The following is a 22,399-nucleotide window of genomic DNA, read 5'->3' as shown; positions in this document are numbered from 1 at the left end:
TCACATATATTATCAAGCTTCTGCTTCATGCTCTTTAATATGTGATCACCATGATGACGCCTTCCTATTAAAACTGCCACTCCGATAAATCAGCAATGGCATATGTAGGCTGCTGCGGCTTTTCCCGCAGTTCTTCTGGTGAAGTAAAGCCGGTATGCACGATCACCGTATCCATACCGTAATGAATGCCGGCGGAAATATCTGTTTCATAATTATCGCCGACCATGATTGCTTGTTCTTTTCCGATTCCAAGGCGTTCTAATGCCTGCTCTACAATGATAGCTTCGGGTTTGCCGATAAATGTCGGCTCTACGCCAGTTGTCAAACTGATCGCGCCTGTGATTGCTCCATTACCGGGCATGAGACCTTTTTCAGTGGGGATCGCTCGGTCGCGGTTTGTAGAAATAAAAGTAGCCCCGTCGCGGATCGCTAGTGCTGCTGTGGCTAATTTTTCATAATTTACTTCCCGGTCCATTCCTACGACCACAAAATCAGGATCAACGGCTTTCTCTTCAAAACCCGCCAGCTGAAGTGCCTCTTTTAAGCCAGTCTCACCGATGACATAGGCAGTTTTTCCTTGATTCAGTTGTGTCATATATTGTGCAGTCGCCAAAGAAGAAGTGAAAATATTTTCCGGTTTTGCCGGGATATCCATGCTATTCAATGTTGCAGCGACTTGTTCTGGTGTTTTGGTCGAATTATTCGTCACAAATAAATGTGGGATGTTTCGAGCCAACAGTTCTTTTACAAAGAGCGGTGCTTCCGGGATTTTTTCTGAACCTCGGTACATGGTTCCGTCTAAATCAATCAAATATGCACCATATGTTTTTGTGATCACTTTACAAACCTCATTTGCCTTTTATTTTTTTCAAAACGAAATAAGCACAGCCAAAATTACAGTATTCATAAATATATTCTTTCAGCGTGCCGATTTTATTATCATAGGCGGCTTTCCGGTTGTTGTCTTCAAAAAAGCCTTTCAGTCTGAGCTGATCATAACCCCAGTCGCCGACAATATAATCATATCTTCCGAGAATATCACTGAAGCGTTCTTCTAACTTTTCCTGATCGAATGCTTCCCGATAGTTCGTTATCAATTCGTAATTGATATTTTGGATGGTGATCATCGGGCTTCCCTCCTCTTCTATCCGTAAATAGCCTTTAGCTTCCATTTTAAAATATCACGCAAAAGCTCCGGTGTATACACTTCTTTTTTAGATACCCGTTTGATGATCGGGAAAAATGGTGCGAATACAAATGTATCATGTGTGGCGATCCGGTATTCTTTTTGTGCATCGATCCATTCGCCATTGAATAGCGCCACTTGGTTTTCGGCATCGAAGCTCGCTCCGGGCATCAGGATCTTTCCGAAAAACTCACCACGGAAGCCAAAACCTCTTAGCGGTAATTGGACTAATTCTGCTTCTTTTTCTGCAATCGATTGGATCAGCACGGCCAGTTCTTCACCTGTCATCGTCACCACAATCGCATTGAGCGGGTGTGGCAGCATTTGATGGATGTCGAATTCTGTAATGGTTCCCGGCTGCCAATCTTTCATAAAGATACCGGCATTGTTTAGAAATGTTTCTGCCCCTGTCCATTCTATCACAGCTTCCGCCATTATATCCGCTATTTTTGAAGTCTGGTACCAATCATGATAAAGAGCTTCTGGGAGGTGGACCACTTCAGCAGATAATTCCGCTTTTCCTTCTTCAAAATATTGCGCGATCATTGCTTCTTTTCCAGCAACATCGGGAAGTGAGGTGGTCGGATAAGTGATCGCCGTTTTTGCTGCGATAGTTTTATCATCATGGAAAGTGATCGTGATCTCGCCCACATACTGTCCCCATTTCCCAGCGGCAGCAAGCAGTGTGTTTCCTACCATTTTACCAGTTTCGAGTAAATGATGCGTATGGCTGCCGATGATGATATCGATTTCTGGCAGTACCGCTGCTATCCGTTCATCTGCCTGTAAACCCAGATGTGAAAGCAGAATGATCGTGTCCGTGTCTTTATCTAGCATCGCTAAGACTTTTTGGATAGCTGGAATCGGCTCTTCGATTCCCCAACCCAATGTTTCATAAAACTCGCGAAATGGTGCTGTTGCGCCGAGGATCGCAACTTTATGATCATCGATTTGTTTATAAACGAAAGGCGCCGCCCAGTCTGGTCTGATTTGATAATCGAGATCTTCATATAGATTACAGCAGACAACAGGAAATACGGCATCCTCATAGAGTTCTTCTACCTGTTCATGTGCCAACGTCGTCCCTTCATTGTTTCCGATCGTGACGGCATCATAAGGTAGCTCGTTCAGCATCGCTACATTTGCCTTTCCATTCGTTCCTTCCGTCAGCGGGTGGACGCGATCTAGAAAGTCGCCGATATCAAAGAATAGTGCGGCTTCTCCAGAAGAATCTGCCTGCTTTTTCTTTGCTTGTAAAAAAGCAATGATCTGCGGCCAATTTTCAAAGTGACTATGGATGTCATTCGTATGCCATAGTGTTAATTTTTTCATTCAGATCCTCCCTTTCCTCGCAGTCAGCTATTTGTGTACGGCAAGAAAAATTGATACACATTATTCGGGTCGTAAAAACTTGTTTCCGAGGAAACCTGCCAGTCCGTCAATTGCTCGAGCGGCACTTCATAAATGCCGTCTTTTTGCATATCACGGAGGTAAAATGGCTCATTGATCAGCTTGCCTTTTATTTTATCTTTATAAAGTTCCAGCGGTTCAAACCAGATATGTTCCTTATCGTCCTCCCCTTCTCCAAAAGGAATGCCGAATTTCATTAAAAAGCGATAATCAGGATCAGCCTGTACTTTATTACGGCCAAAGAACCCTTTTTTCGCCGGTTTCGTTTCTGCTTCAAAGATATTTCGGAAATACGGTAGTCTATTTCTAGCTTTATCCGCCATTGTCAGCGTTTCTTTTCTAGTTTTCAAAAACATGAGCGATTGTTGCTCATTAAAGCTTTGGAAAAATGTCTGTAGCTGTGGTTCTGTCTCGATCGCGCGGAAGAGCAGAACAGAAGGACCAGCGTGGTGCTCGTCGCGGTCTGCTAGATCGCCTAAAAATTCTCCTTGCGGTAAGCTACTGGGAAACGCTAATTCTTCAAGATCCGGAATAGATTCGATCAGCGGCGGCTGTTTCACATATTCCAAGCCTACTTCCCAAGGAACGGCAAGCACATACTCCAATCTTTCCGGGGTCTGGACCATAGGCGCCGGCTCCAGCATCACAAACTGCTCATTTTCGATACAGTTATTGACATAAGTACGAATCAAGTCGGAGATCCCATAAAAACTTTCCAGGGGATTCGGGATGATGATCTCCACTTCAGCAAAGCCCAAACGATTAAGTCCGTGCGTGTGGAACCAGAACGACTGCGGTTCTGCACTCTCATTATCATAAACCGAATGAATGATATACAAACTTTCCACATCCGGCATGATATCAGTCTCCGTTTGGAATCCTAGCCAATCTTTGCCGAAAAGCTTGTTCCCAGCGGAAAGGTCACGGCAGATAAGCAGATCCGGTGCGATACAATAAGTCGCGTGCAGTTGGACAGCGTAACTGAGCATGCTGTCTGCTTGAAAAAGTGTTTCCAAATAAATATCCTGCTTCGCCTGCCTTACCGCAGCGAGCGTTTCTTCCATGATCGGTTCCATCCGAAAATAGCTTTCCAAAAATTCTTCCTCTTCCTGCCGCTCCAATAGCTCCAAATAGTATCGATACTCCTCCTGCTTAAACTGGAAATCGATATACATACTGGTTTCAGGCATTGCCGGATTTGTTTCAAAGCGAACTTTGGAAAAAAGCGGATATAGTTTAAAGCGCTTTTGGATTTCTTTTAGTGTCATCGCTTGCTTAGGCGTAAAGACAAATGTCGAAGGTGTTTTTTCGAAGTTTCCCGCCTGGATAGCTAAATAATCGTTTAATTGTGTCATACTTCGTCTCCTTTTTTGTTAGTCAAACAGATTCATCTGCCGCGGTGCAAGTGTATCGTATTGTACTTGAAGCGCTTTTTCCAATTGCTTGGCATTATCAGCAGCATCTCCGCCGCTGTTATTATTAAAGATCACCACGATCTCTTTCGACGATTTTTCTAAATGGTGGATGTATTTTTTCCACTCTTCGATCTCTTCCTCATTATAGCGATAGAGCGTGCGTACTTCCCGCCAATTCTCGCTGTTACCTTTGAGCCAGCCAAATTGGTTTCGCCCATGGAGCCGCACTAATGTCAGCTCTGGATGTGTTGCCTGCAAGACGATCGGCACCGTTCCATTTCCGACTTGCGGTTCATCGACAACCGTATGGATAAATTTCAGTTCGGTCAGCAATGCGAGTGTTTTTTCTCGATTAGTCTCAGAATACCAGGATTTATTGCGGAACTCGATCGCAACTGGCAAACCTTCCATTTGCTTAGCAATATAGCGTAAGTAAGAGATGTTTTCCTTCGTACAATTAAAATATGGTGGAAATTGAAACAAGACTGCTTTCAACTTGCCCTCTTCACTGATTGGGGCGATCATATCCATAAAAGCACGATACATGGCTTGCTCGGAATCAAAATAATCCTGCCACTCTTTATGCAGTGTCATCGCTTGAAAGGCTTTTACAACAAATCCGAAACCCGCCGGTGTCTGCCGGACCCATTGCGTCGTCGTTTTAGGTGAGGGGATCGCGTAAAAACTCGTGTCTACTTCTACAAGCGGAAAATGAGCCGCATAATCTTCTAAATGCAGTTTCTTTTGATTATTCAGCAGCGTATCATGGTCGCTCCAACCTGTAAGTCCGATAATTACCATTTAAATCCCAACCTTTCTGATTGTTCTCCCTTTTATTATACCTTTTTTTGTGGTGGGAAGCAGTTAAAAAGCTGGCTTTTCCGAAAAAAACCCCCTTGCTTGATCTGCAAGAGGGTAACCTTTTTCCGTTTTTATTTGTGTTTACTTTTGACTTTTTTCAAGCCTTTTACAGCTTTTTTCAAGTTTTTATCGGCTTGATCGACTTTCTTTTGGGTCGCCTTGCTGTCTTTTAAAACATGTTTGGCTTCCTTCAATGCTTGGGAATACTTCTTCCACGTTTTACTTGTGTAATTTTTCTTTTTCTTATGCTGATTCTTTTCTACTGTCGCTTTCAGCGTTTTTTTGTTTACTTTTACTTTTTTCAACGCTTTAGCTGTTTTTGATAAGTCTTTTTCTGCTTGATTGACTTCTTTTTGCGTTGCTTTTGCATCATTCAAGACTTTTTCTGCTTTTTTGAATGCTTTTTCGTAAGGCGCCCATGTTTTGGCAGTGTAAGTTGCTTTCTTTTTATCTTTATTATGCTGGATCGTCTTCTTTAGCGCTGTTTTATCAACTTTTACTGGTGCCTTCACCAATTTTTCTAGTGCTAGTTGGAGATTCTTCTCGGCTTGCGTTACTTCTTTTTGCGTTGCTTTCGTATCGTTCCAGACTGTTTTACCAGTTTTTAATGCTGTTTCAAAAGCCGTCCATGATTTTGCAGTATAATCTGCTTTTTTCTTTGTTTCACTTTGGGCGATCAACTTTTTTAAAGCTGTTTTATCTACAGATTGCACGGGTGGTTGGCCATTTTCGTCCGTTGGCTGTTGCCCCTGCTCGGTGATGGATCCATTAAATCCTCTTGTCGTCACGCCATTTTGGTAGCTTAGGATAAACTTACGGGACCAGCCTTCTCCTTTTTCGCCTGTATTGACATCCACGCCACTGCTAACGCCTTCCCCTGTCCCATTGATGATATGATTGAATTTTTGCAGAGCGCCATCTTCCTTCGCGAAGGTTTGCAGCGTTGCATTTTCGATCAGAACATCTTTCGCATTCGGGACTTCGATTGCATTGTCTAATTCGATTTGGACTTTAGACGAGTCGTGCGTAGGTCCTGTGTTGATAAAGACATTATAGATGCCAAGCCCGATCGCGTAATGTTTCTTCACTTTATTCGCTACTTTATAAGCCGCATAGCCTTTGACCGTCCCATTATGCGACATCCATGCTTCTTGGCTGATCGGGTCATATGCTTTTTCATTTTGATAGAAATACGTGGCACCATTTTCGCCATTCCACAGTGTATCGTATTCTTGGAAATGTTCATTGAAAAGCGCGTAAGAAGTCACATTATCACCATTCACGATCATGCCGTGTTTCGACTTATTGCCGTCCCAGGAAACGCCGGTGCCGTGATCTGCACGCCAGATCCAGAAATGGTCACCGATAACATCGTCACTGTTGATGATCAAAGCGTCGTCCGCCTTCGTCAATTTATCAGTCGTGCCACCGATCCTAAAGAATAGATCTGCAAGTAGTGTCGGATTGCTGGCGTGGCTTGTATGTTTACCTTCTTCTCCCGCCACTAGCATTGCTTTGGAATGTTCGCCTGCATCAAATATCAATCCTGCCACTGTAAGGCCACTCACATCATCTAAATGCATGGCTGCCTCTTGGTTATCAGGAATGATCGATGCCATTCCGGTTCCGAGTAAGATCGTATTTTCTTTTTGGACTTTGATCGTTTCTTCCGCATGGTAGACTCCCGGCGTGAAGAAGATATTTTTGCCTTTTGCCAGTTCGCCGTTGATCTTGCTTGCGGAATCGCCTTCTTTAGCAATATAGAATTTATCCAGTGAAACAACTTTGCCGTCTCCCATACTGTCTTTTGACCAGGAAGTCCCTTTGGAGTTCTTTTTCAGTGCTGGGACAAAGACTTTATATTCTCCGTCCTTATCAAGGAATAGGAATGGTTTTTCTCGTAATTCCGGTGTGGTTGCGACATTTGTGTCTACTTGTTGCTGTTGATCACTTGTCGGGATCGCCCAGTTGCTGAAACCATTGCCGTTCACTAAGGCTTTGCCGGATTGATCATTAACAAGATTTGGAGCAACGACTCCTTGATAGAAAGCATTCAGCGTCGTTCCGTAAACATTTCCTTTCACTTCGGAATTACGTGTGTAAAACTGTTGTCCAGAGAAAGTACCTGAACTATTCCCTTCGCCGGTGATCCCGTCGATCTTGCTGTCCGCCACATAACCACCGCTCGCCCAGCCGTAGTTCCAATCATAGCTCATCGCTCTTTCGGAATAGATCCTTCTAAGTGGAGCTGCTTGTGCTACTGACCAGTTGAATTGATCCGGACGATAACTGCCGAAATAAGAAGTGTTGTCGCCAGTATTCATTACTGAGAAGTTTTCGCCGGAACGCCAGAAATTACAAGTCGCATTGAAATCCGGTAGATAAGCTGGTACTTCCAAATTGTTTAGCTTCACATCGTAAGGCGTTTGACCCAATCCAGCAATTTGTGTATAAAAACCAACAGGAATCGTTTTCGTTTTTGTATAATCACCTGGTTTGAAGTAGAAAGTAAAACGATTTTCATTAAATTGGGCATTCTTATCACTATCATTCTGTAATTGGAAGGTATTCGCTAAAATTTCGTCAATCTGCTTCGTATCGTCTGTTGGTGCAAAAATATAGATATTTTTGCCAAACAATGTTTTTTCTAAAGAAGCGAACTCATCGGATAGATCAGACGCATCATTTTCGTTCACAGCAACGACTTTATAGTAATTACTGTACTTATCCGCATTCAGATCCTTATCCGTATAAGCTGCTGCTTTGATCCCAGTCGCGATTTTTTTATAGCCATCTTTGTCGTAGGCACTTTTAGCGCGGTAAATGTCATAGCTGTCTGCGCCGTTCACTGCCTTCCAGCTAAGCTCGATCGCATTATTAGCCGCTTTGGCCTCTAATTGCGTCGGCTTTTCAGGAGCTACACCTTTTTTCGTTTGGAAGGTGACTGCTTCGCTTTCAGCATAAGGAGCGTCCGCATTCACCGTTCGCACACTCGCTGAATAGCTTGCTCCCGGTTTCAAATCTTTGAAAGTCCATTCTTTTTTATTTGTTTCTTCCCCGATGATCGATTCATTTGTCGATTGATTGACCAAAACCGCTTTGAAGCCAGTGTAGATCGTTTCTGAAGGACTGTTCCAAGTGATTTTGGCAGAAGAATTCGTCACCGTTTCCGTTTTCAGCCCTGTAGCTTTTTTAGGAGCTGTGACAGTATGAATCACAAATTTTTCATTGTTCGTCAAGTTGCCTTCATAATTGCAAGCTAATTTGCCGTCTTTGACAGTAATATATTTCTTGTTTTGCGAATCTTTGAAAGAAATCGTTCCATCCCCATTCGGCACCACCACGATCGATTCCCAGCCACTTGCCAGAACCCCGTTGTTTTGGAAAACTGTATCTGTTCCGCCGGATTTCCAAGTGATATTACCAAATGCTTTCGAAACAAAATTCATTACCGGCTGACCGTCAAAAGTACCGTAAATCGGACTAAATCTTGCTTTGTCACCGATCTTATCATTCTCTTTCTTCCCGTCAACTGTCAGTGGATCGTTCGCTATCCCATTTGCTTGAATATAATTGCCAGTTTGCTTATGTTCCATATAAACACTCGTATCTTCGTATTTTGGCGCAATGATATAAAAGCTTTCTGCCTGCTCTTTATCCGCTGAACCAATTACTAATTTATCATTTTGAAGCTGAATATAGTGACCGTCAAAATTTTTGATGTTAACCATATCGCCGGTCGTTTTTTCCAATTCAAAACCTTCCCAGCTTCCCGCCGAGATCGTCGCTTGCTTCGTGCCATTTGCTAGAAGATTCTCTCCATTGCTCACCCAAACCTGATTTGGATTATCCGTACGAGTGATCTGTACACGATTAGCTTCTTCAAATTTTTGAATCGAAAATAGACTTTTATCTGTCAGCTTATTGCCATCATTCTCGTTCCCACTTGCGGTAAGTGCATCACCATCTATTTCGACAACTTTACCGGTCGTGGCAGACACGATATAACTATACGCGTCATTTGGCTTATATAAATCTTTATCCGCCAACTTTTGTTGCTTGCTTGCAAACACTGGAAATGCATTCGTCGCTAAAACACTAACTGCTAACATAATCGTTAAGCTGATCGTTAATAGCTTTTTCGCCATTTTTTAACCTCCCCAAGTTAAAATAATTACTGCATCTTTCCCCAATTGTTCGTATAATCTGTTGGTTGATACGCATCTCACAAGCTATCCCGTTGTTTCTCCTCCCTCTGGAATGGATTGAATCACACGCCCTGCTGTTTTTGTGATTCTGGGTATATTATAAGCGGAAAGTTCGATTTTTAGAAAACGTTTTCATGATTTGGGTATTTGTTTCAGTAATTGGGAACAAAAAATGGGGGGGGGTTTTTGAAATGGTATTTTGGGTTAAAGATTGGTATATGGTAATTCGAATGTGTTATTGGTATAAGAATCCCACTACGTAGAAGCATGAAGATCAAAGATAGAAAATATTACACTACTTTATCAAAAATAGATGGAGTGGTGTCTTCTAAATAAAGATAAGGTTCGCCATACCTTTATTTTATCCTGAGGGATGTGTTCCTACTTTTCACTCAATTCGTTGCTTTCTTATACCTTATTTTTGAATATAATTTCGGTAATGGAGTTGAATTTCGGGGAAATTGACGCATGGGAACAGCGTAAGTTGGGAGAAATTGCTAACCGTTTTGATAATTTAAGAATTCCAGTTACTGCATCAGATAGAATAGCAGGGACAACTCCTTATTATGGTGCTAATGGAATACAAGATTATGTTGAAGGATTTACTCATAAAGGTGAATATGTATTGATAGCAGAAGATGGAGCTAATGATCTAATAAATTATCCCGTCCAATATGTAAACGAAAAAATTTGGGTTAATAATCATGCTCATGTTATACAAGGAATAGACAGAGTCAGTGATAATAAATTTTTAATGAATGCAATTAAATCTATTAATATTGAGCCGTTTTTAGTTGGTGGAGGTAGAGCAAAATTAACTTCTAATACATTGATGAAATTACCTGTTAAAATACCTACTTTTTTAGAGCAAAAAAAAATCGGTACCTTTTTCCAACAACTCGACAACACCATCACTCTTCACCATTCTAAAATAGAAAAACTGACTACTCTTAAAAAAGCCTACTTAAAAAACTTATTCATTTAAAATACTTTTCAATAATTAAAAACTTCCCAATAATAGAAATGATGTTATAAACATCAAAAATTATTAGGAGGTTTTTATTTTGGTAAGAAAGAAAAAAGCAGAGCAATTATTTTGTACTTATTTCGAAGAATGGATTGAGTTGTATAAAGTAGGGGCCGTTCGAGATGTTACGCTTCAAAAATATTATATGACACATCAACGTCTTGAAGAATTAGCGCCACAACTAAAAATTGGTAGTTTAGACAGAAAAAGTTATCAAAAATTATTAAATGATTACGCATTGACTCATGAAAAGCAGACAACGATGGATTTTCATCATCAATTAAAAGGATCCATCCTAGATGCAGTGGATGAAGGATTGATAGCTAAAAATCCAACTAGAAAAATTATTATTAAAGGGCGAAAAGCGAGAGAAAAGAAACCCAAATTTTTAAATCAATTTGAAGTGCAAGCAATGTTAAAGCAATTAAAGCTTACTAACGAAATCAATTGGGACTGGTTTATTTTATTGGTAGCTAAAACCGGCTTACGCTTTTCAGAAGCACTTGCTTTAACCCCTAATGACTTTGACTTTTCAAAGCAGAAATTAGCTGTGAGTAAAACATGGAATTATAAAGGAACGATTGGTGAATTTCAACCTACTAAGAATAATTCTTCTAAGCGTAAAATTCAAATCGATTGGCAGACAGCGATGCAGTTTTCGCAATTGATCAAGGAAATCGATCCAGATAAACCGATTTTTGTTAAAAGTAGAGTATTTAATTCGACAGTAAATAATCGGTTGAAAACTTTGTGTGTGGAAGCAGGTATTCCAATCATTACCATACATGGATTGCGTCATACGCATGCCTCTCTACTTCTTTTTGCGGGAGTTTCTATTGCAAGCGTGGCAACAAGATTAGGACATTCGAGTATGACTACCACTCAAGAAACATATCTGCATATTATTCAGGAGTTGGAGAATCAGGATAATGATAAGATTATGAGACATTTGGCGATGTTGATGTAGGTAGTTAGGAAAGAGGCCATGAAAAATGATGTACCGATTTTTCATGGCCTTTATTTTGGTTTAATTATTTTAGATGAATAAAGCTTTTAAATAACCTTTTTTTAAGGACTGTAATTGTTCTAGCTTATTGTGATGAAGAGCGATGATGGTGTCGAGTTTCTCAAAAAAGCATCCAATTTTGCCTTGTTCAGTAGGCGAAGGCAAAAAAATATTCGTATCAAGAATATTTTTATTATATAATCGTTTTATTGTACTACCTTCAAGACCTTGCCATTTTACAATCAAATAAAATTGCTTCAAAAATTTATTATCTAATCGTTCATCATGCTTTAACCAAATAATGTTACTATCTTGAAAATATTCGTCTTTCCCTTCATATACTACCGATCTTCCAATACTTCCAGAAGCAGAAAGTAAAATATCCCCTATTTCAGGATAAGGATATTTTTCTTTATATTCTAGAAATAATTCATAAGAAATATAAGCATCTGGTTCACTTCCAAATGTTCCAATTTTGTAAAATGGAACATCACCATCATCAGATGTTTGTTCTTTAAAAATGCGTTTATTCATGACAACTGAACCCAACGCCCCCAACTTACGCTGTTCCCATTCACTCTCAAAATCAGCAAATCTCAATACCGGCCCCTTCTCGTCTTCACGCACAAACATCTGCTGCAAAAACCCTTGTTTCAACTGCTTTATCAGCTCCAATTTTCGCTGATGAAGAGCGATAGTCTCGTCTAATTGTTTGAAGAATGAACCTATTTTTTGTTGTTCTTCATAACTGGGAACAAAAGCACCCACACTATTAATTACAGTTTTCGATAAACTAGGTACACCAGTAGATTCATCAAATTTTTTCCAATTTATTTTTTTAAAAATAGATAGTGAAAATTGAAGGTCAATATTTTGTTTAGGAACAGCGTAAAACAAGGTATCGACAGTCCAAAAAGGCGCTTTTAATAAATAAGGCTTATCAATTGTCCCTTTCCTTCCGATTCCAATGGCATCTATATCTGATAGCGCTCTATCTACACTTAGCATATATCCACCAGTTCCATAGACAGGTATTGGTCCCGAATTCAGATGTTTGTAGTCTTTTCCAGACTTAACATCAATAAAATCAGCAAACTTACGCTCTTCCCAATCGTCACTAAACCCCTTAAACCGCAAATCCGGAACCCTTTTCTCACTCACTACGGAACACTCCTTTTGCTGCCTCTATTAAATCTTTTGTTTCCGGAGTTACCGCCAATTCGTCTAGCATAGAAAGAAATTCAGATTCTGCTTGCTTAATTTCGCCATTGATTTTAGTGATTTCTTGACTTACTTCAACAATATCGATTGGTTCTTCTTCTTCAAAAGTGTCTACATACCGTGGAATATTCAAGTTATAGTCATTCTCTTTAATTTCATCTAACGTTGCTATATGAGCGTACTTCTCCATTTCTTTGCGATGAACCACAGTATCCACGATCTTCGCTACATCTTCTGGTCGCAGCCGTTTCTGGTTTTTCATCTTCTCAAAGTCCTTACTTGCATCAATAAACAAAACATCTGATTCCACACGATTCTTTCTTAAAATCAACACACAAACAGGAATGGATGTGTTTAAGAATAATTTATCCGGAAATCCAATGACTGCTTCAATCTGATGTTTATCAATTAACGCTTTACGAATACGCCCTTCCGCTGCCCCTCTGAAAAGAACACCATGTGGTAGAATAATCGCCATTCTACCATTATCTTCCAAGTGATATAGACAATGTAACAAGAATGCATAATCCGCTTTTGTTTTCGGTGCAACTCCGTATTCGCGCCAGCGCGGATCATCCTCACGATCTTTATTATTCCAATGAGCGGAATAGGGAGGATTTGCCATAACAGCATCAAACATACGTGGGTTATCTTTTCCTTCAACAACACCATCTGGCCAATCGCTTTTAAGCGTATCGGCATGATTGATACTAACATCATTATATTCCACACCATGCATCATTAAGTTCATTCTGGATAAACGATAAGGCGTCGCATCTTTTTCTTGACCAAAGTATTTGATCATTCCCCGCTTATGCGAGTTCTTCATATAACTAGCAGTTGTTAACAGCAACGATCCTGATCCGACAGTCGGATCATAAATAGAGAAGTGTTCTGCCTCTTCTCTTCCAAAAGTTAAAATTTGAGCCATTACATCGGAAATTTCTTTTGGTGTATAATACTGTCCCATGTCAGATGCTAAGACAGTAGCAAATTTAGCCACTAAATATTCATAGATATCTGAAATCGCATCATCTCCACCAGATAAATCAAATTCCGGGGCAGATAATACTTCAATCATAGAAATCATTACGCTAGCTCGGGCTTGCGCATTGGCGCCTAAGTCTGCACTATCAAAACGCATGCCATCAAAAATCCCCTCGAAATCACTTTTTGCTTCAAAAGCGATTTGCTGGTTAAAATGTCCAAATGTATCCGTCATTAAACCAATATTAAATTGATCTTCTTCAATGGCTTTTTTCCAATCTGAAAAGAAATTATTTGGTCGTATCGCATAGCCTAGGTTCTTTTTCATATAATCTAAGCTTCTAGCAGGATCTTGTGAATAAATACTTTCCCATGATTCTCCTCGCAAGACACTCTCTAACCATTGAGTAGCTTTTTCGGAAAGATATTTATAAAATAAAATACCGAAAATATAATCTTTGTAGGCTGTTAAACCAATTTGCCCTCGCGTTTGATTGAGCATTGCCCACATTTTATTTTGTTGTTCATTAGATAATGCCATGTATGTTTTCCTTCTTTCTAATAAAGTAAGCTATTAAAATGTTTCAAAAAAGGCCAGTAGGGCATCTTCAAATTCCGCCGCCTCAAAGAAACCGATATCTTCTTCTTTTTCGATCGTTCTAACGATATCAGCAAGCTGCGGATTCTCTATAAGCGTTTGCCCAGGGAGATAGGCATCATAAGCCTCTATTATTCGATTGCTATTGACATTTTGATTGGCCGCCCATCGGCGAATCTTAAGTTCGCGTCGTTCCGTACGATATTTCTTCCGCATATTTTGAAGGGACTCGGTTGTAAAATGTTTGGTGATTTCGCCAGACTCGATATCATCCAAAATTTCATTGATTTCTTGCCGACTTTCTTCCTCCATTGGTGTAATATGTTTTTCGATCGCCGCTTTGTTCGTTGCACTTTTGTCATCGATAAATGCATTTAGAAGTCCTACTAACATGTCATAATCAATAATTTGGTGACTATATAACTGAATGCCTACCTTTATTTCAGTCAAATCAGGGCGTTCCTTTTCTGGCAATTTTTCTCGAGCATCATTTAAACGGGCCTGTAATGCGCCAAATTCTTCGATACTCGAAACATCCAAACGAACCATTTCCCCAGTTGGCTGATGGCTTGAATCTAGTTCCTCAATCTCGCTTCCAAGTTCATAACCTTGTTGCACGAGTCTTTGAATTTTATTTTGAGTGGAAAGTCCCAGATTCACGAACTCTTTCAAATCATTATCTCCACGCGGTATTTGACTAAAGTCGGCTCCAGCAAGCTCTTTTAACCTGATCACAGCCTCTTCTAAATCCAAAATTTGATGGCTTTGAGGCTTAGCCAGTATATCATCATTTTCTAAATCTTTCGGTTCTTGCTCCGCTATATCTTTTTCAGCTTCTTGAAGCGTATCATTCCCGCCTTTAGTATAGATAAGCAAGGCATTTTCTACAAATGCTTGCATCTCATCCCCTTGCCGATAAAAGCGAACTTTTCCATGCGGTTTGCTATTCCGGTCAAACGTTCGATTTGTACGGGACATTGCTTGAATCAACATGCCTTCTTTTAGCATTTTATCCATATAGATCATGTTAATATACTTAGAGTCAAAACCTGTCAGTAATTGATCGGAAACAATCACGAGATCCAGTCGATCTTCTTCATTCCCTTGATTATAAGGCTTTTTACGAGCAAGTCGCTTGGTAATGTCTAACATATATGCACGAGCAGGATCCTTCGCGTCCAAAATACTCGGAACATTATATTTTTCAGTATAGTCTTTGATTGCTTTTTTTAATGCTTCATTTTGTTCTTTCGTACCATACTCATTAGACTCATCACGAGAAAAGGTCATAGCAACATTAAGATGGGGTGCCTTCTCTTTGAGTATGTTGTAATAATGAATAACCGCTTGTTTGCCTGACACTGCAAGCATCGCTTGAAAGGCATTTTCTTGACGCCTACCGGCAATTAACACACCACTCGAAGTTTTTTGCCAATTATCAAGGATATCTTGAACGACCTCTTGTCGGTAGACATCACTTTGATAGATTTCCTTTTCATAATCTTTTTCCGTAAAATCATCTATTGGATTTTCAATTACCCAGTGGGGTTTGAAATAGGTTACATCAAATCCTAAAACGTTTCCATCACCGATTGCATCTTTTATAGAGTATGTATGCAGTCTTTTGCCGAAAATATCATGAGTGGAAATTTCACGTGTCGTTTTAATGTCGTTTATTTCATCGCTATAAAAGTTCGGCGTTCCAGTGAAACCGAACCAACTTGTTTTTTTGAAGGCTTTTTTTATTAATTGGACCGATTCACCGCTTGCACTTCGATGCGCTTCATCCATAATAATAACGTTCCAATCGTCATTTACTAAACCGTTTTTAACTGCTTTTGTTAGCCCTTGCACAGAAATCAATAAGATTTGTGAGGCACCTTTATGTTTTAACTCACGTTTAAGTTCATACCCATTGACTTTTTTTATACGCTTTTTAAAATGGATATAAGCAAAGTCTTTAAAATTTTCCAGTGTTTGATCAATAAGATCGACCCGATCCACAATGAACAACACATTTCGAATTCTTGGGGCAGATGCTAATAGTTGTGCTACTTTAAAAGATGTAACTGTTTTCCCTGAACCAGTAGTATGCCAAATGTATCCACCCTCTTTTTGGATAAGTCCACTGGCTTCCATCTCTTTCATTCGTTGTAAAATTTGACGTGTAGCTTGAATCTGATAACTCCTCATAACCATCAAATTGTCATTTGAAGCATCTGGTATCATATTAACAGTAATCAACCGATGTAATGCAGGAATCCCCATCACTTGGTGTACAAACTCAAATGCGTCTGTTATATCTCTGTTATGTTCATCTCGCCAGCCAAAGACAAAGCTCTTATTATAGTGCTCAAGTGCATTTGGCCTAGCAAAATAATGTGCCGAGTGTTGACTTAAAATAAATTGTACCTGAACAAAGGAAAACAGTCCCTGATATAATCCATCCCCATGATAACCCTTGAGTTGTTCAAAAGCCCGCCATTGATTTTGCAAATGTTCATCTTTTTCTTCAATATGACAAACTGGAATTCCATTTATAAGTAGGGCAAGATCGATAATACGCTTTGTTGTCAATCCTTTAGGCAACTCATCAAATGTTATTTGACTGACTACTTCGTAACGAGAGCGTCCCCCCGCCACATCATCTTCGTAGAAAATCTCAACTTCCAAACTCGACCCATCATCACGAGTTACAGGAATCGAGCCCACTCCACCAGCTCCGACTAATAGAAGTTGTGCATCATAAGGTGTACGAATCCGTTGTAATTCTTGTAAGAGCAATCCAAATTCGATATCAGATAATGGTGTACCATTTAACTTGTGAGCATTCGTTTCATTTAAAACTTCCCGCCAATGGCTCTCAATTCTTTTTATACTGACATTAGACAGATCTTTTCGATACGTCCAACCTTCAGCTTCTAGTTTTTTGATCAAAGCTGCTTCAAACTTTGCTTCTGCCAATTACATCCTTCCTTTCTATAGCTAATAGTGGAATTCTTTATAATTTGAAGTGTTCGTTTTCGCTTGTTTTAACTTACGCTTAGCTACTGCGAGAGTTAAATACACCATTTATTATAGCATGATTAGCTAGATAAAATTTTAAAATATTAAGAATAACAGCCCAAAATATTAATTTACTTTACACGCCATGGCTTTTCTCCGCACAAAAAAAGCCAGAAACACCAAAAGGCATCCCTAGCTCACATAACTCTATTTACCCAATCGAACCTTCCATCTCAAACTTAATCAACCGGTTCATCTCCACCGCATATTCCATCGGTAATTCCTTCGTAAACGGTTCAATGAATCCCATTACAATCATTTCCGTTGCTTCCTGCTCCGAAAGTCCGCGGCTCATCAGGTAAAAGAGCTGCTCTTCGGAAACTTTCGATACTTTTGCTTCGTGTTCCAGTGAGATATTGTTGTTTAGGATCTCATTGTACGGGATCGTATCGGATGTAGAGGCTTGGTCCATGATCAGGGTGTCGCACTCGATGTTGGAGCGGGCGCCGTCTGCGTTTCGTCCGAAGTGGACGATTCCGCGGTAGGTTACGTTGCCGCCTTGTTTCGAGATCGACTTGGAGACGATGGTGGAAGATGTGTTTGGTGCGTAGTGCATCATCTTCGCGCCGGCGTCTTGGCGTTGGCCTTTTCCGGCGATCGCGATCGACAATGTCGTGCCACGTGCGCCTTCTCCCCGCAAGTGTACGGCTGGGTATTTCATTGTCAGTTTGGAACCGATGTTGCCATCGATCCATTCCATTGTGGCATTTTCTTCGCAGAAAGTACGCTTGGTTACTAAGTTGTAGACGTTATTGGCCCAGTTTTGAATGGTCGTATAACGGCAATAAGCGTTAGGTTTTACGATGATTTCTACGACTGCAGAATGCAGGGAATTCGTGGTGTAAACTGGTGCTGTACAGCCTTCTACGTAATTGACACTAGCGCCTTCATCCACAACGATAAGTGTCCGTTCAAATTGTCCCATGTTCTCGGAATTGATGCGGAAATACGCTTGTAATGGCGTATCTACTTTGACTCCTTTTGGTACATAGATAAAGGAACCTCCGGACCAGACTGCCGAGTTTAATGCGGCGAATTTATTGTCGCTTGGCGGAATGACTTTAGAAAAATATTCTTTGAAAATATCTTCGTTTTCTTTTAGGGCTGAATCAGTGTCTTTGAAGACGATTCCAAGTTCTTCCAAGTCTTCTTTCATATTGTGATAGACAACTTCGGATTCATATTGTGCCGAAGCGCCTGCCAAGTATTTTTGTTCTGCTTCGGGAATGCCGAGTTTATCAAAAGTACGTTTGATTTCTTCCGGCACTTCATCCCAAGATTTTACGGTGTGATCTGATGGTTTCACATAGTAGGTGATGTCTTCAAACTTCAGTTCTGATAGATCTCCGCCCCATTGTGGCATCGGCATTTTATAAAACTGTTCTAGTGATTTCAAACGGAAGTCGAGCATCCATTCTGGTTCTTCTTTGATTTTCGAGATCTCCCGGACTACATCTGCTGTAAGTCCACGCTCTGTACGAAAAACCGATGTATCTTTATCGTGAAAGCCGTATTGATATTCATCTATTTCTGGAATTTCAGTCATTATAATCCTCCTTCATCTTTACTTGCTTTTTCTAAAATCGCTCGCTCCATTGCTTTCCATGCCAGCGTGGCACATTTGATCCGGGCGGGGAATTTCGCTACGCCGCTGAGCGCTTCTACTTCGCCCGCTTCGTCGATCTGGCCATGTTCGTGACCTTGGACCATTTCGGAAAATTCCTTTGCCATTTGTAGTGCTTCCTGTTCGGATTTTCCTTTGACAGCTTGTGTCATCATCGAAGCCGAGGCCATCGAGATCGAACATCCGTCGCCGGTAAATGCTGCGGCCGTGATCTTGTCATTTTCTATTTTCAAATGAAGATGAATCTGATCCCCACAAGTTGGATTATTTAGATCAACGGTCACATTACCGTCTGGCAATGTTCCTTTATTCCGCGGGTTTTTATTATGGTCCATAATAACACTACGATATAATTGATCTAATTTGCGAGTCGTCATACGTCAAAATACTCCTTTGTAAGTTGCAGCGCTTTGATAAAAGCATCTACCTCTTCTTTTGTATTGTAAATATAGAAACTTGCGCGTGCTGTAGATGATACTTCTAGCCATTTCATCAGCGGCTGTGCGCAGTGATGTCCGGCTCTAACAGCAATGCCTTCTTCGTCTAAGATCGTCGCCAGATCGTGCGGGTGGACGCCTTCGAGATTAAAGGTGATCACGCCGGTCCGTTTGCTTACATCTTGTGGTCCATAAACCGTGATGCCATCGATTTGAGCTAATTTTTCAAGCGCATATCTGCTGAGCATTTGTTCATGTTCATGGATTCGATCCAAGCCGATTTTTTCCAAATAGGTAATGGCTTCGGCTAACGCGATCGCTCCGGCAATGATCGGTGTACCCGCTTCAAATTTCCACGGGAGCTCTTTCCATGTCGAATCATATAATTCCACAAAGTCGATCATTTCTCCGCCGAATTCTGTTGGTTCCATTTCTTCCAGCAATTCTCGCTTGCCATATAACACGCCGATCCCCGTGGGTGCCATCATTTTATGTCCGGAGAAGGCATAAAAATCGGCGTCGAGTTTCTGCACGTCTACTTTCATATGCGGAACAGCTTGTGCTCCGTCAACTAGAACAACGGCCTGATATTCGTGTGCCAAGTCAATGATCTCTTGAATTGGCGTAATGCCGCCGATCACGTTGGAAACATGTGTCAATGCCACTAATTTCGTGTGTTCTGAAATAGCTTGTTTCGCATTTTCCAAGGTGATCGTGCCGTCACTTTCTAAATCCAAATATTTTAAAACAGCGCCAGTACGTTTGGCCAACTGCTGCCATGGGATCAGATTGCTGTGATGTTCCAAATAGGAGATCACGATCTCATCGCCAGGGCCTAAATTAGCTGCGCCGTAACTATCTGCGACTAGATTGATTGCTGCGCTGGTTCCTCTTGTAAAAATGATCTCACCCGTTTCGGCTGCTCCAATAAATGCCGCTACTTTTTCGCGTGCATTCTCATAAGCAGTCGTCGCGCGGTTAGCAAGTGTATGGACACCGCGGTGAACATTTGCATTATCGTACTCGTAGTAGTGCATCAGACTATCCAATACAGCTTTAGGTTTTTGCGATGTGGCTGCATTATCCAAGTAAACTAATGGCTTATCGTTGACTTTTTGATGCAAGATCGGAAAATCCGCGCGAATTTTTTGGATGTCTGTCATTTACAGCACTTTCCCTTCGATAACATTTCTTAGCATGAGTTTTACATTTTCGATCGGCAGCTGACGTACAACTGGATCTAGGAAGCCATGAATGATCAGGCGTTCTGCTTCTTTTCGAGAGATTCCGCGACTCATCAAGTAGAACATTTGGACTGGATCCACTCGTCCGACAGAAGCGGCGTGGCCTGCGACTACATCATTTTCATCGATCAATAAAATCGGGTTCGCATCGCCGCGTGCTTTCGAGCTAAGCATCAAAACACGCGATTCTTGTTGGGCGTCGGATTTGGAAGCGCCATGTTTGATGTGACCGATCCCGTTGAATACGGTCGTCGCGCTATCTTTCATAACACCGTGCGAAAGGATCGTACCAATGGATGCTTTTCCATAATGCGTCACGCGAGTCGTCACATTTTGTGTTTGTTTCCCGCGGCCAACGGTCACCGTTTTGACATCACTGGACGAACCAGCGCCGATCAAGTTCGTATTGTTCTCATTGATCGTATCCCCGTCATTCATCAAGCCCAATGCCCATTCTAAGCGGCTGTCAGCGCCGACATGCCCGCGGCGGTTGATATACGTCGTTACTTCACTGGATAAATTGTCCACTGCGCCAAATGTGATGCGCGCATTTTGATTCGCGATCACTTCTTCGACGATGTTGACGATCCCAGCCGTTTTTTCATCTAACGTAATATAATTTTCCACATAGGTCACCGAACTGTTGTCGTCGGCAATGATCAAGTTGTGGTTGATAAGTGGTGATTCGATATTTTTTTGGACAAAAACAGCTTGGATCGGTGCTTTTACTTCTACATTTTTAGGAACATAGAGAAAAACGCCGCCATTGATCAATGCTGCATGAAAAGCAGTCAATTTATGCTCGTCTTTTTGCACAGCTTGTGTCATTAAATAGCTTTTGACCAGCTCTGGATGATTTTGAATAGCGGAATGCAGATCTTCAAAAATCACGCCTTGCTCTTTTAATTCTGCTTGCAATTGCAAACGTGCCGGATGCTGATCCACTTGTACGTAATAATTAGCTTCTTTATTTTCCAGGTCCAAGACGCCGGTTACTTTGGAATCAAGTTCTTCGTCCGTAAGCCCTGGTTTGAACGCATGGAAAGTATCAAATTTGGTAAAATTCCAGCGGTTTATTTTTGTTTTATCCACATATGGCAAATCTAATTCTGCCACTTTTTGCCAAGCAGCTGTTCGAAAATCAAGCAGCCATTTTGGTTCATTTCCATTTTCGGAAAACGTGCGGATAAAATCATCTTTTATAATTAAATTTTCTGCCATGATCTTAGCCCCACTTTCCTATTGTTCTTCTACTGTTTCTTCATCTTCTTCGTCAAATTCAATACCTAATTCTTGTTTGATCCAATCGTACCCTTCGTTTTCCAAGCGTTTAGCCAACTCCGGTCCGCCGTTTTTCACGACTTTCCCTTGCATCATAACGTGGACAAAATCCGGTTCGATGTAGTTAAGCAAACGTTGGTAATGCGTAATGATCAAGCAGCCGAAACCTTCGCCGCGCATTGCGTTGATGCCGCGTGATACGACTTTCAGTGCATCGATATCAAGACCAGAGTCGATCTCATCCAAGATCGCGATCGTTGGTTCGATCATCAATAATTGTAAGATCTCATTACGTTTCTTTTCCCCACCAGAGAAACCTTCATTTACATAGCGTTCTGCCATTTCTTCTGACATATCTAGCAGTTCCATTTTTTCATCCATTTTACGGATATACTGCATCAACGGCATTTCTTGACCTTCTTCGCGGCGGCTGTTGATCGCGGAACGCATAAATTCTGCATTCGTGATCCCAGTGATTTCGCTTGGATACTGCATTGCTAAGAATAAACCAGCACGTGCGCGTTCATCAACATCCATTTCTAAAACGTCTTCTCCATCTAGTGTGATAGAGCCTTGTGTAACTTCATATTTTGGATGCCCCATGATTGCTGAGGATAATGTGGATTTCCCCGTTCCGTTTGGTCCCATGATCGCATGAATTTCATTTGTCGATACTTCTAAATTAACACCTTTTAAAATCTCTTTTCCTTCTATTTCAACATGTAGATCTTCTACTTTAAGTATTGCCATTTAATATAGTCCTCCTTTATTGTCGTTTCTTAAATCTAGTTTAGTATAATTCTAATCTAATTACAACTATAAGAAATA

At 40.9% G+C, this 22,399-nt stretch carries 16 protein-coding genes; 2 read left to right on the top strand and 14 right to left on the bottom strand.

What is annotated here, in order from left to right; translation table 11 throughout:
- Nucleotides 1-67: 67 nt before the first annotated feature.
- From HMPREF0556_RS12390 to HMPREF0556_RS12365, 6 genes are all read right to left on the bottom strand, one after another.
- Complete coding sequence (locus HMPREF0556_RS12390; RefSeq protein WP_003759159.1) at nt 68-838, bottom strand: TIGR01457 family HAD-type hydrolase; 771 nt, start codon at nt 836-838, stop codon at nt 68-70.
- A 10-nt stretch (nt 839-848) separates the two neighbouring features.
- Nucleotides 849-1,127 (bottom strand): YutD family protein, encoded by a 279-nt coding sequence (locus HMPREF0556_RS12385; protein ID WP_036108185.1) that lies wholly within the window; start codon nt 1,125-1,127, stop codon nt 849-851.
- Nucleotides 1,128-1,144: 17 nt separating this feature from the next.
- Entirely contained in the window at nt 1,145-2,518 is a 1,374-nt protein-coding gene (locus HMPREF0556_RS12380) for a bifunctional metallophosphatase/5'-nucleotidase (protein WP_003759157.1), read from the bottom strand.
- A gap of 23 nt (nt 2,519-2,541) precedes the next feature.
- A complete protein-coding gene (locus HMPREF0556_RS12375; protein ID WP_003759156.1) occupies nt 2,542-3,951 on the bottom strand; it encodes a DUF4026 domain-containing protein in 1,410 nt (469 codons plus the stop codon).
- Nucleotides 3,952-3,969: 18 nt separating this feature from the next.
- Nucleotides 3,970-4,812, bottom strand: coding sequence for a DUF72 domain-containing protein (locus tag HMPREF0556_RS12370; protein WP_003759155.1), 843 nt, complete (start codon nt 4,810-4,812; stop codon nt 3,970-3,972).
- A 131-nt stretch (nt 4,813-4,943) separates the two neighbouring features.
- Entirely contained in the window at nt 4,944-9,020 is a 4,077-nt protein-coding gene (locus HMPREF0556_RS12365; RefSeq protein ID WP_003759154.1) for a fibronectin type III domain-containing protein, read from the bottom strand.
- Between the two features lie 433 nt (nt 9,021-9,453).
- Here HMPREF0556_RS12365 and HMPREF0556_RS12360 point away from each other — a divergent pair, with 433 nt between their 5' ends.
- Nucleotides 9,454-10,065: a restriction endonuclease subunit S gene (locus HMPREF0556_RS12360; RefSeq protein ID WP_003759153.1), complete on the top strand. Its 612-nt coding sequence runs from the start codon at nt 9,454-9,456 to the stop codon at nt 10,063-10,065.
- Between the two features lie 79 nt (nt 10,066-10,144).
- Nucleotides 10,145-11,074 (top strand): site-specific integrase, encoded by a 930-nt coding sequence (locus HMPREF0556_RS12355; RefSeq protein WP_003759152.1) that lies wholly within the window; start codon nt 10,145-10,147, stop codon nt 11,072-11,074.
- A 69-nt stretch (nt 11,075-11,143) separates the two neighbouring features.
- Here HMPREF0556_RS12355 and HMPREF0556_RS13640 read toward each other — a convergent pair whose 3' ends face one another.
- The 8 genes from HMPREF0556_RS13640 to sufC all read right to left on the bottom strand — a co-directional run bounded on the left by HMPREF0556_RS13640 (nt 11,144) and on the right by sufC (nt 22,321).
- Complete coding sequence (locus tag HMPREF0556_RS13640) at nt 11,144-12,274, bottom strand: restriction endonuclease subunit S (protein WP_003759151.1); 1,131 nt, start codon at nt 12,272-12,274, stop codon at nt 11,144-11,146.
- Nucleotides 12,267-13,862 (bottom strand): type I restriction-modification system subunit M, encoded by a 1,596-nt coding sequence (locus HMPREF0556_RS12345; protein WP_003759150.1) that lies wholly within the window; start codon nt 13,860-13,862, stop codon nt 12,267-12,269. The genes HMPREF0556_RS13640 and HMPREF0556_RS12345 overlap by 8 nt, the downstream gene beginning before the upstream one ends.
- A gap of 33 nt (nt 13,863-13,895) precedes the next feature.
- The gene (locus tag HMPREF0556_RS12340; RefSeq protein ID WP_003759149.1) at nt 13,896-16,883 is read right to left on the bottom strand and encodes a type I restriction endonuclease subunit R; all 2,988 of its coding nucleotides are present in this window, start codon (nt 16,881-16,883) and stop codon (nt 13,896-13,898) included.
- A gap of 253 nt (nt 16,884-17,136) precedes the next feature.
- Nucleotides 17,137-18,531 carry a Fe-S cluster assembly protein SufB gene (gene sufB, locus HMPREF0556_RS12335; RefSeq protein WP_003759148.1) on the bottom strand — a complete coding sequence of 465 codons (1,395 nt, stop codon included), beginning with the start codon at nt 18,529-18,531 and terminating at the stop codon, nt 17,137-17,139.
- Nucleotides 18,531-18,986: a Fe-S cluster assembly sulfur transfer protein SufU gene (gene sufU, locus HMPREF0556_RS12330; RefSeq protein WP_003759147.1), complete on the bottom strand. Its 456-nt coding sequence runs from the start codon at nt 18,984-18,986 to the stop codon at nt 18,531-18,533. The genes sufB and sufU overlap by 1 nt, the downstream gene beginning before the upstream one ends.
- The gene (locus tag HMPREF0556_RS12325) at nt 18,983-20,209 is read right to left on the bottom strand and encodes a cysteine desulfurase (protein WP_003759146.1); all 1,227 of its coding nucleotides are present in this window, start codon (nt 20,207-20,209) and stop codon (nt 18,983-18,985) included. The genes sufU and HMPREF0556_RS12325 overlap by 4 nt, the downstream gene beginning before the upstream one ends.
- On the bottom strand, nt 20,210-21,511 hold the full coding sequence (gene sufD / locus HMPREF0556_RS12320; RefSeq protein WP_003759144.1) for a Fe-S cluster assembly protein SufD: 1,302 nt from the start codon (nt 21,509-21,511) through the stop codon (nt 20,210-20,212).
- Nucleotides 21,512-21,529: 18 nt separating this feature from the next.
- Nucleotides 21,530-22,321 (bottom strand): Fe-S cluster assembly ATPase SufC, encoded by a 792-nt coding sequence (gene sufC, locus HMPREF0556_RS12315; protein WP_003759142.1) that lies wholly within the window; start codon nt 22,319-22,321, stop codon nt 21,530-21,532.
- Between the last annotated feature and the right edge of the window lie 78 nt (nt 22,322-22,399).

This window comes from Listeria grayi DSM 20601, from assembly GCF_000148995.1.
In the GTDB taxonomy this organism is placed as follows: Bacteria; Bacillota; Bacilli; order Lactobacillales; family Listeriaceae; genus Listeria; species Listeria grayi.
The sequence above is the reverse complement of the archived record's forward strand: the minus strand, read 5'-3'. Positions and strand labels throughout refer to the sequence as shown.

What these genes read in the sequence shown, in the direction of transcription:
- HMPREF0556_RS12385 (WP_036108185.1), bottom strand. Translation starts at nt 1,127, where the DNA reads ATGATCACCATCCAAAATATCAATTACGAATTGATAACGAACTATCGG.
- HMPREF0556_RS12380 (WP_003759157.1), bottom strand. Translation starts at nt 2,518, where the DNA reads ATGAAAAAATTAACACTATGGCATACGAATGACATCCATAGTCACTTT.
- HMPREF0556_RS12375 (WP_003759156.1), bottom strand. Translation starts at nt 3,951, where the DNA reads ATGACACAATTAAACGATTATTTAGCTATCCAGGCGGGAAACTTCGAA.
- HMPREF0556_RS12370 (WP_003759155.1), bottom strand. Translation starts at nt 4,812, where the DNA reads ATGGTAATTATCGGACTTACAGGTTGGAGCGACCATGATACGCTGCTG.
- HMPREF0556_RS12365 (WP_003759154.1), bottom strand. Translation starts at nt 9,020, where the DNA reads ATGGCGAAAAAGCTATTAACGATCAGCTTAACGATTATGTTAGCAGTT.
- HMPREF0556_RS12360 (WP_003759153.1), top strand. Translation starts at nt 9,454, where the DNA reads ATGTGTTCCTACTTTTCACTCAATTCGTTGCTTTCTTATACCTTATTT.
- HMPREF0556_RS12345 (WP_003759150.1), bottom strand. Translation starts at nt 13,862, where the DNA reads ATGGCATTATCTAATGAACAACAAAATAAAATGTGGGCAATGCTCAAT.
- sufB (WP_003759148.1), bottom strand. Translation starts at nt 18,531, where the DNA reads ATGACTGAAATTCCAGAAATAGATGAATATCAATACGGCTTTCACGAT.
- sufU (WP_003759147.1), bottom strand. Translation starts at nt 18,986, where the DNA reads ATGACGACTCGCAAATTAGATCAATTATATCGTAGTGTTATTATGGAC.
- HMPREF0556_RS12325 (WP_003759146.1), bottom strand. Translation starts at nt 20,209, where the DNA reads ATGACAGACATCCAAAAAATTCGCGCGGATTTTCCGATCTTGCATCAA.
- sufD (WP_003759144.1), bottom strand. Translation starts at nt 21,511, where the DNA reads ATGGCAGAAAATTTAATTATAAAAGATGATTTTATCCGCACGTTTTCC.
- sufC (WP_003759142.1), bottom strand. Translation starts at nt 22,321, where the DNA reads ATGGCAATACTTAAAGTAGAAGATCTACATGTTGAAATAGAAGGAAAA.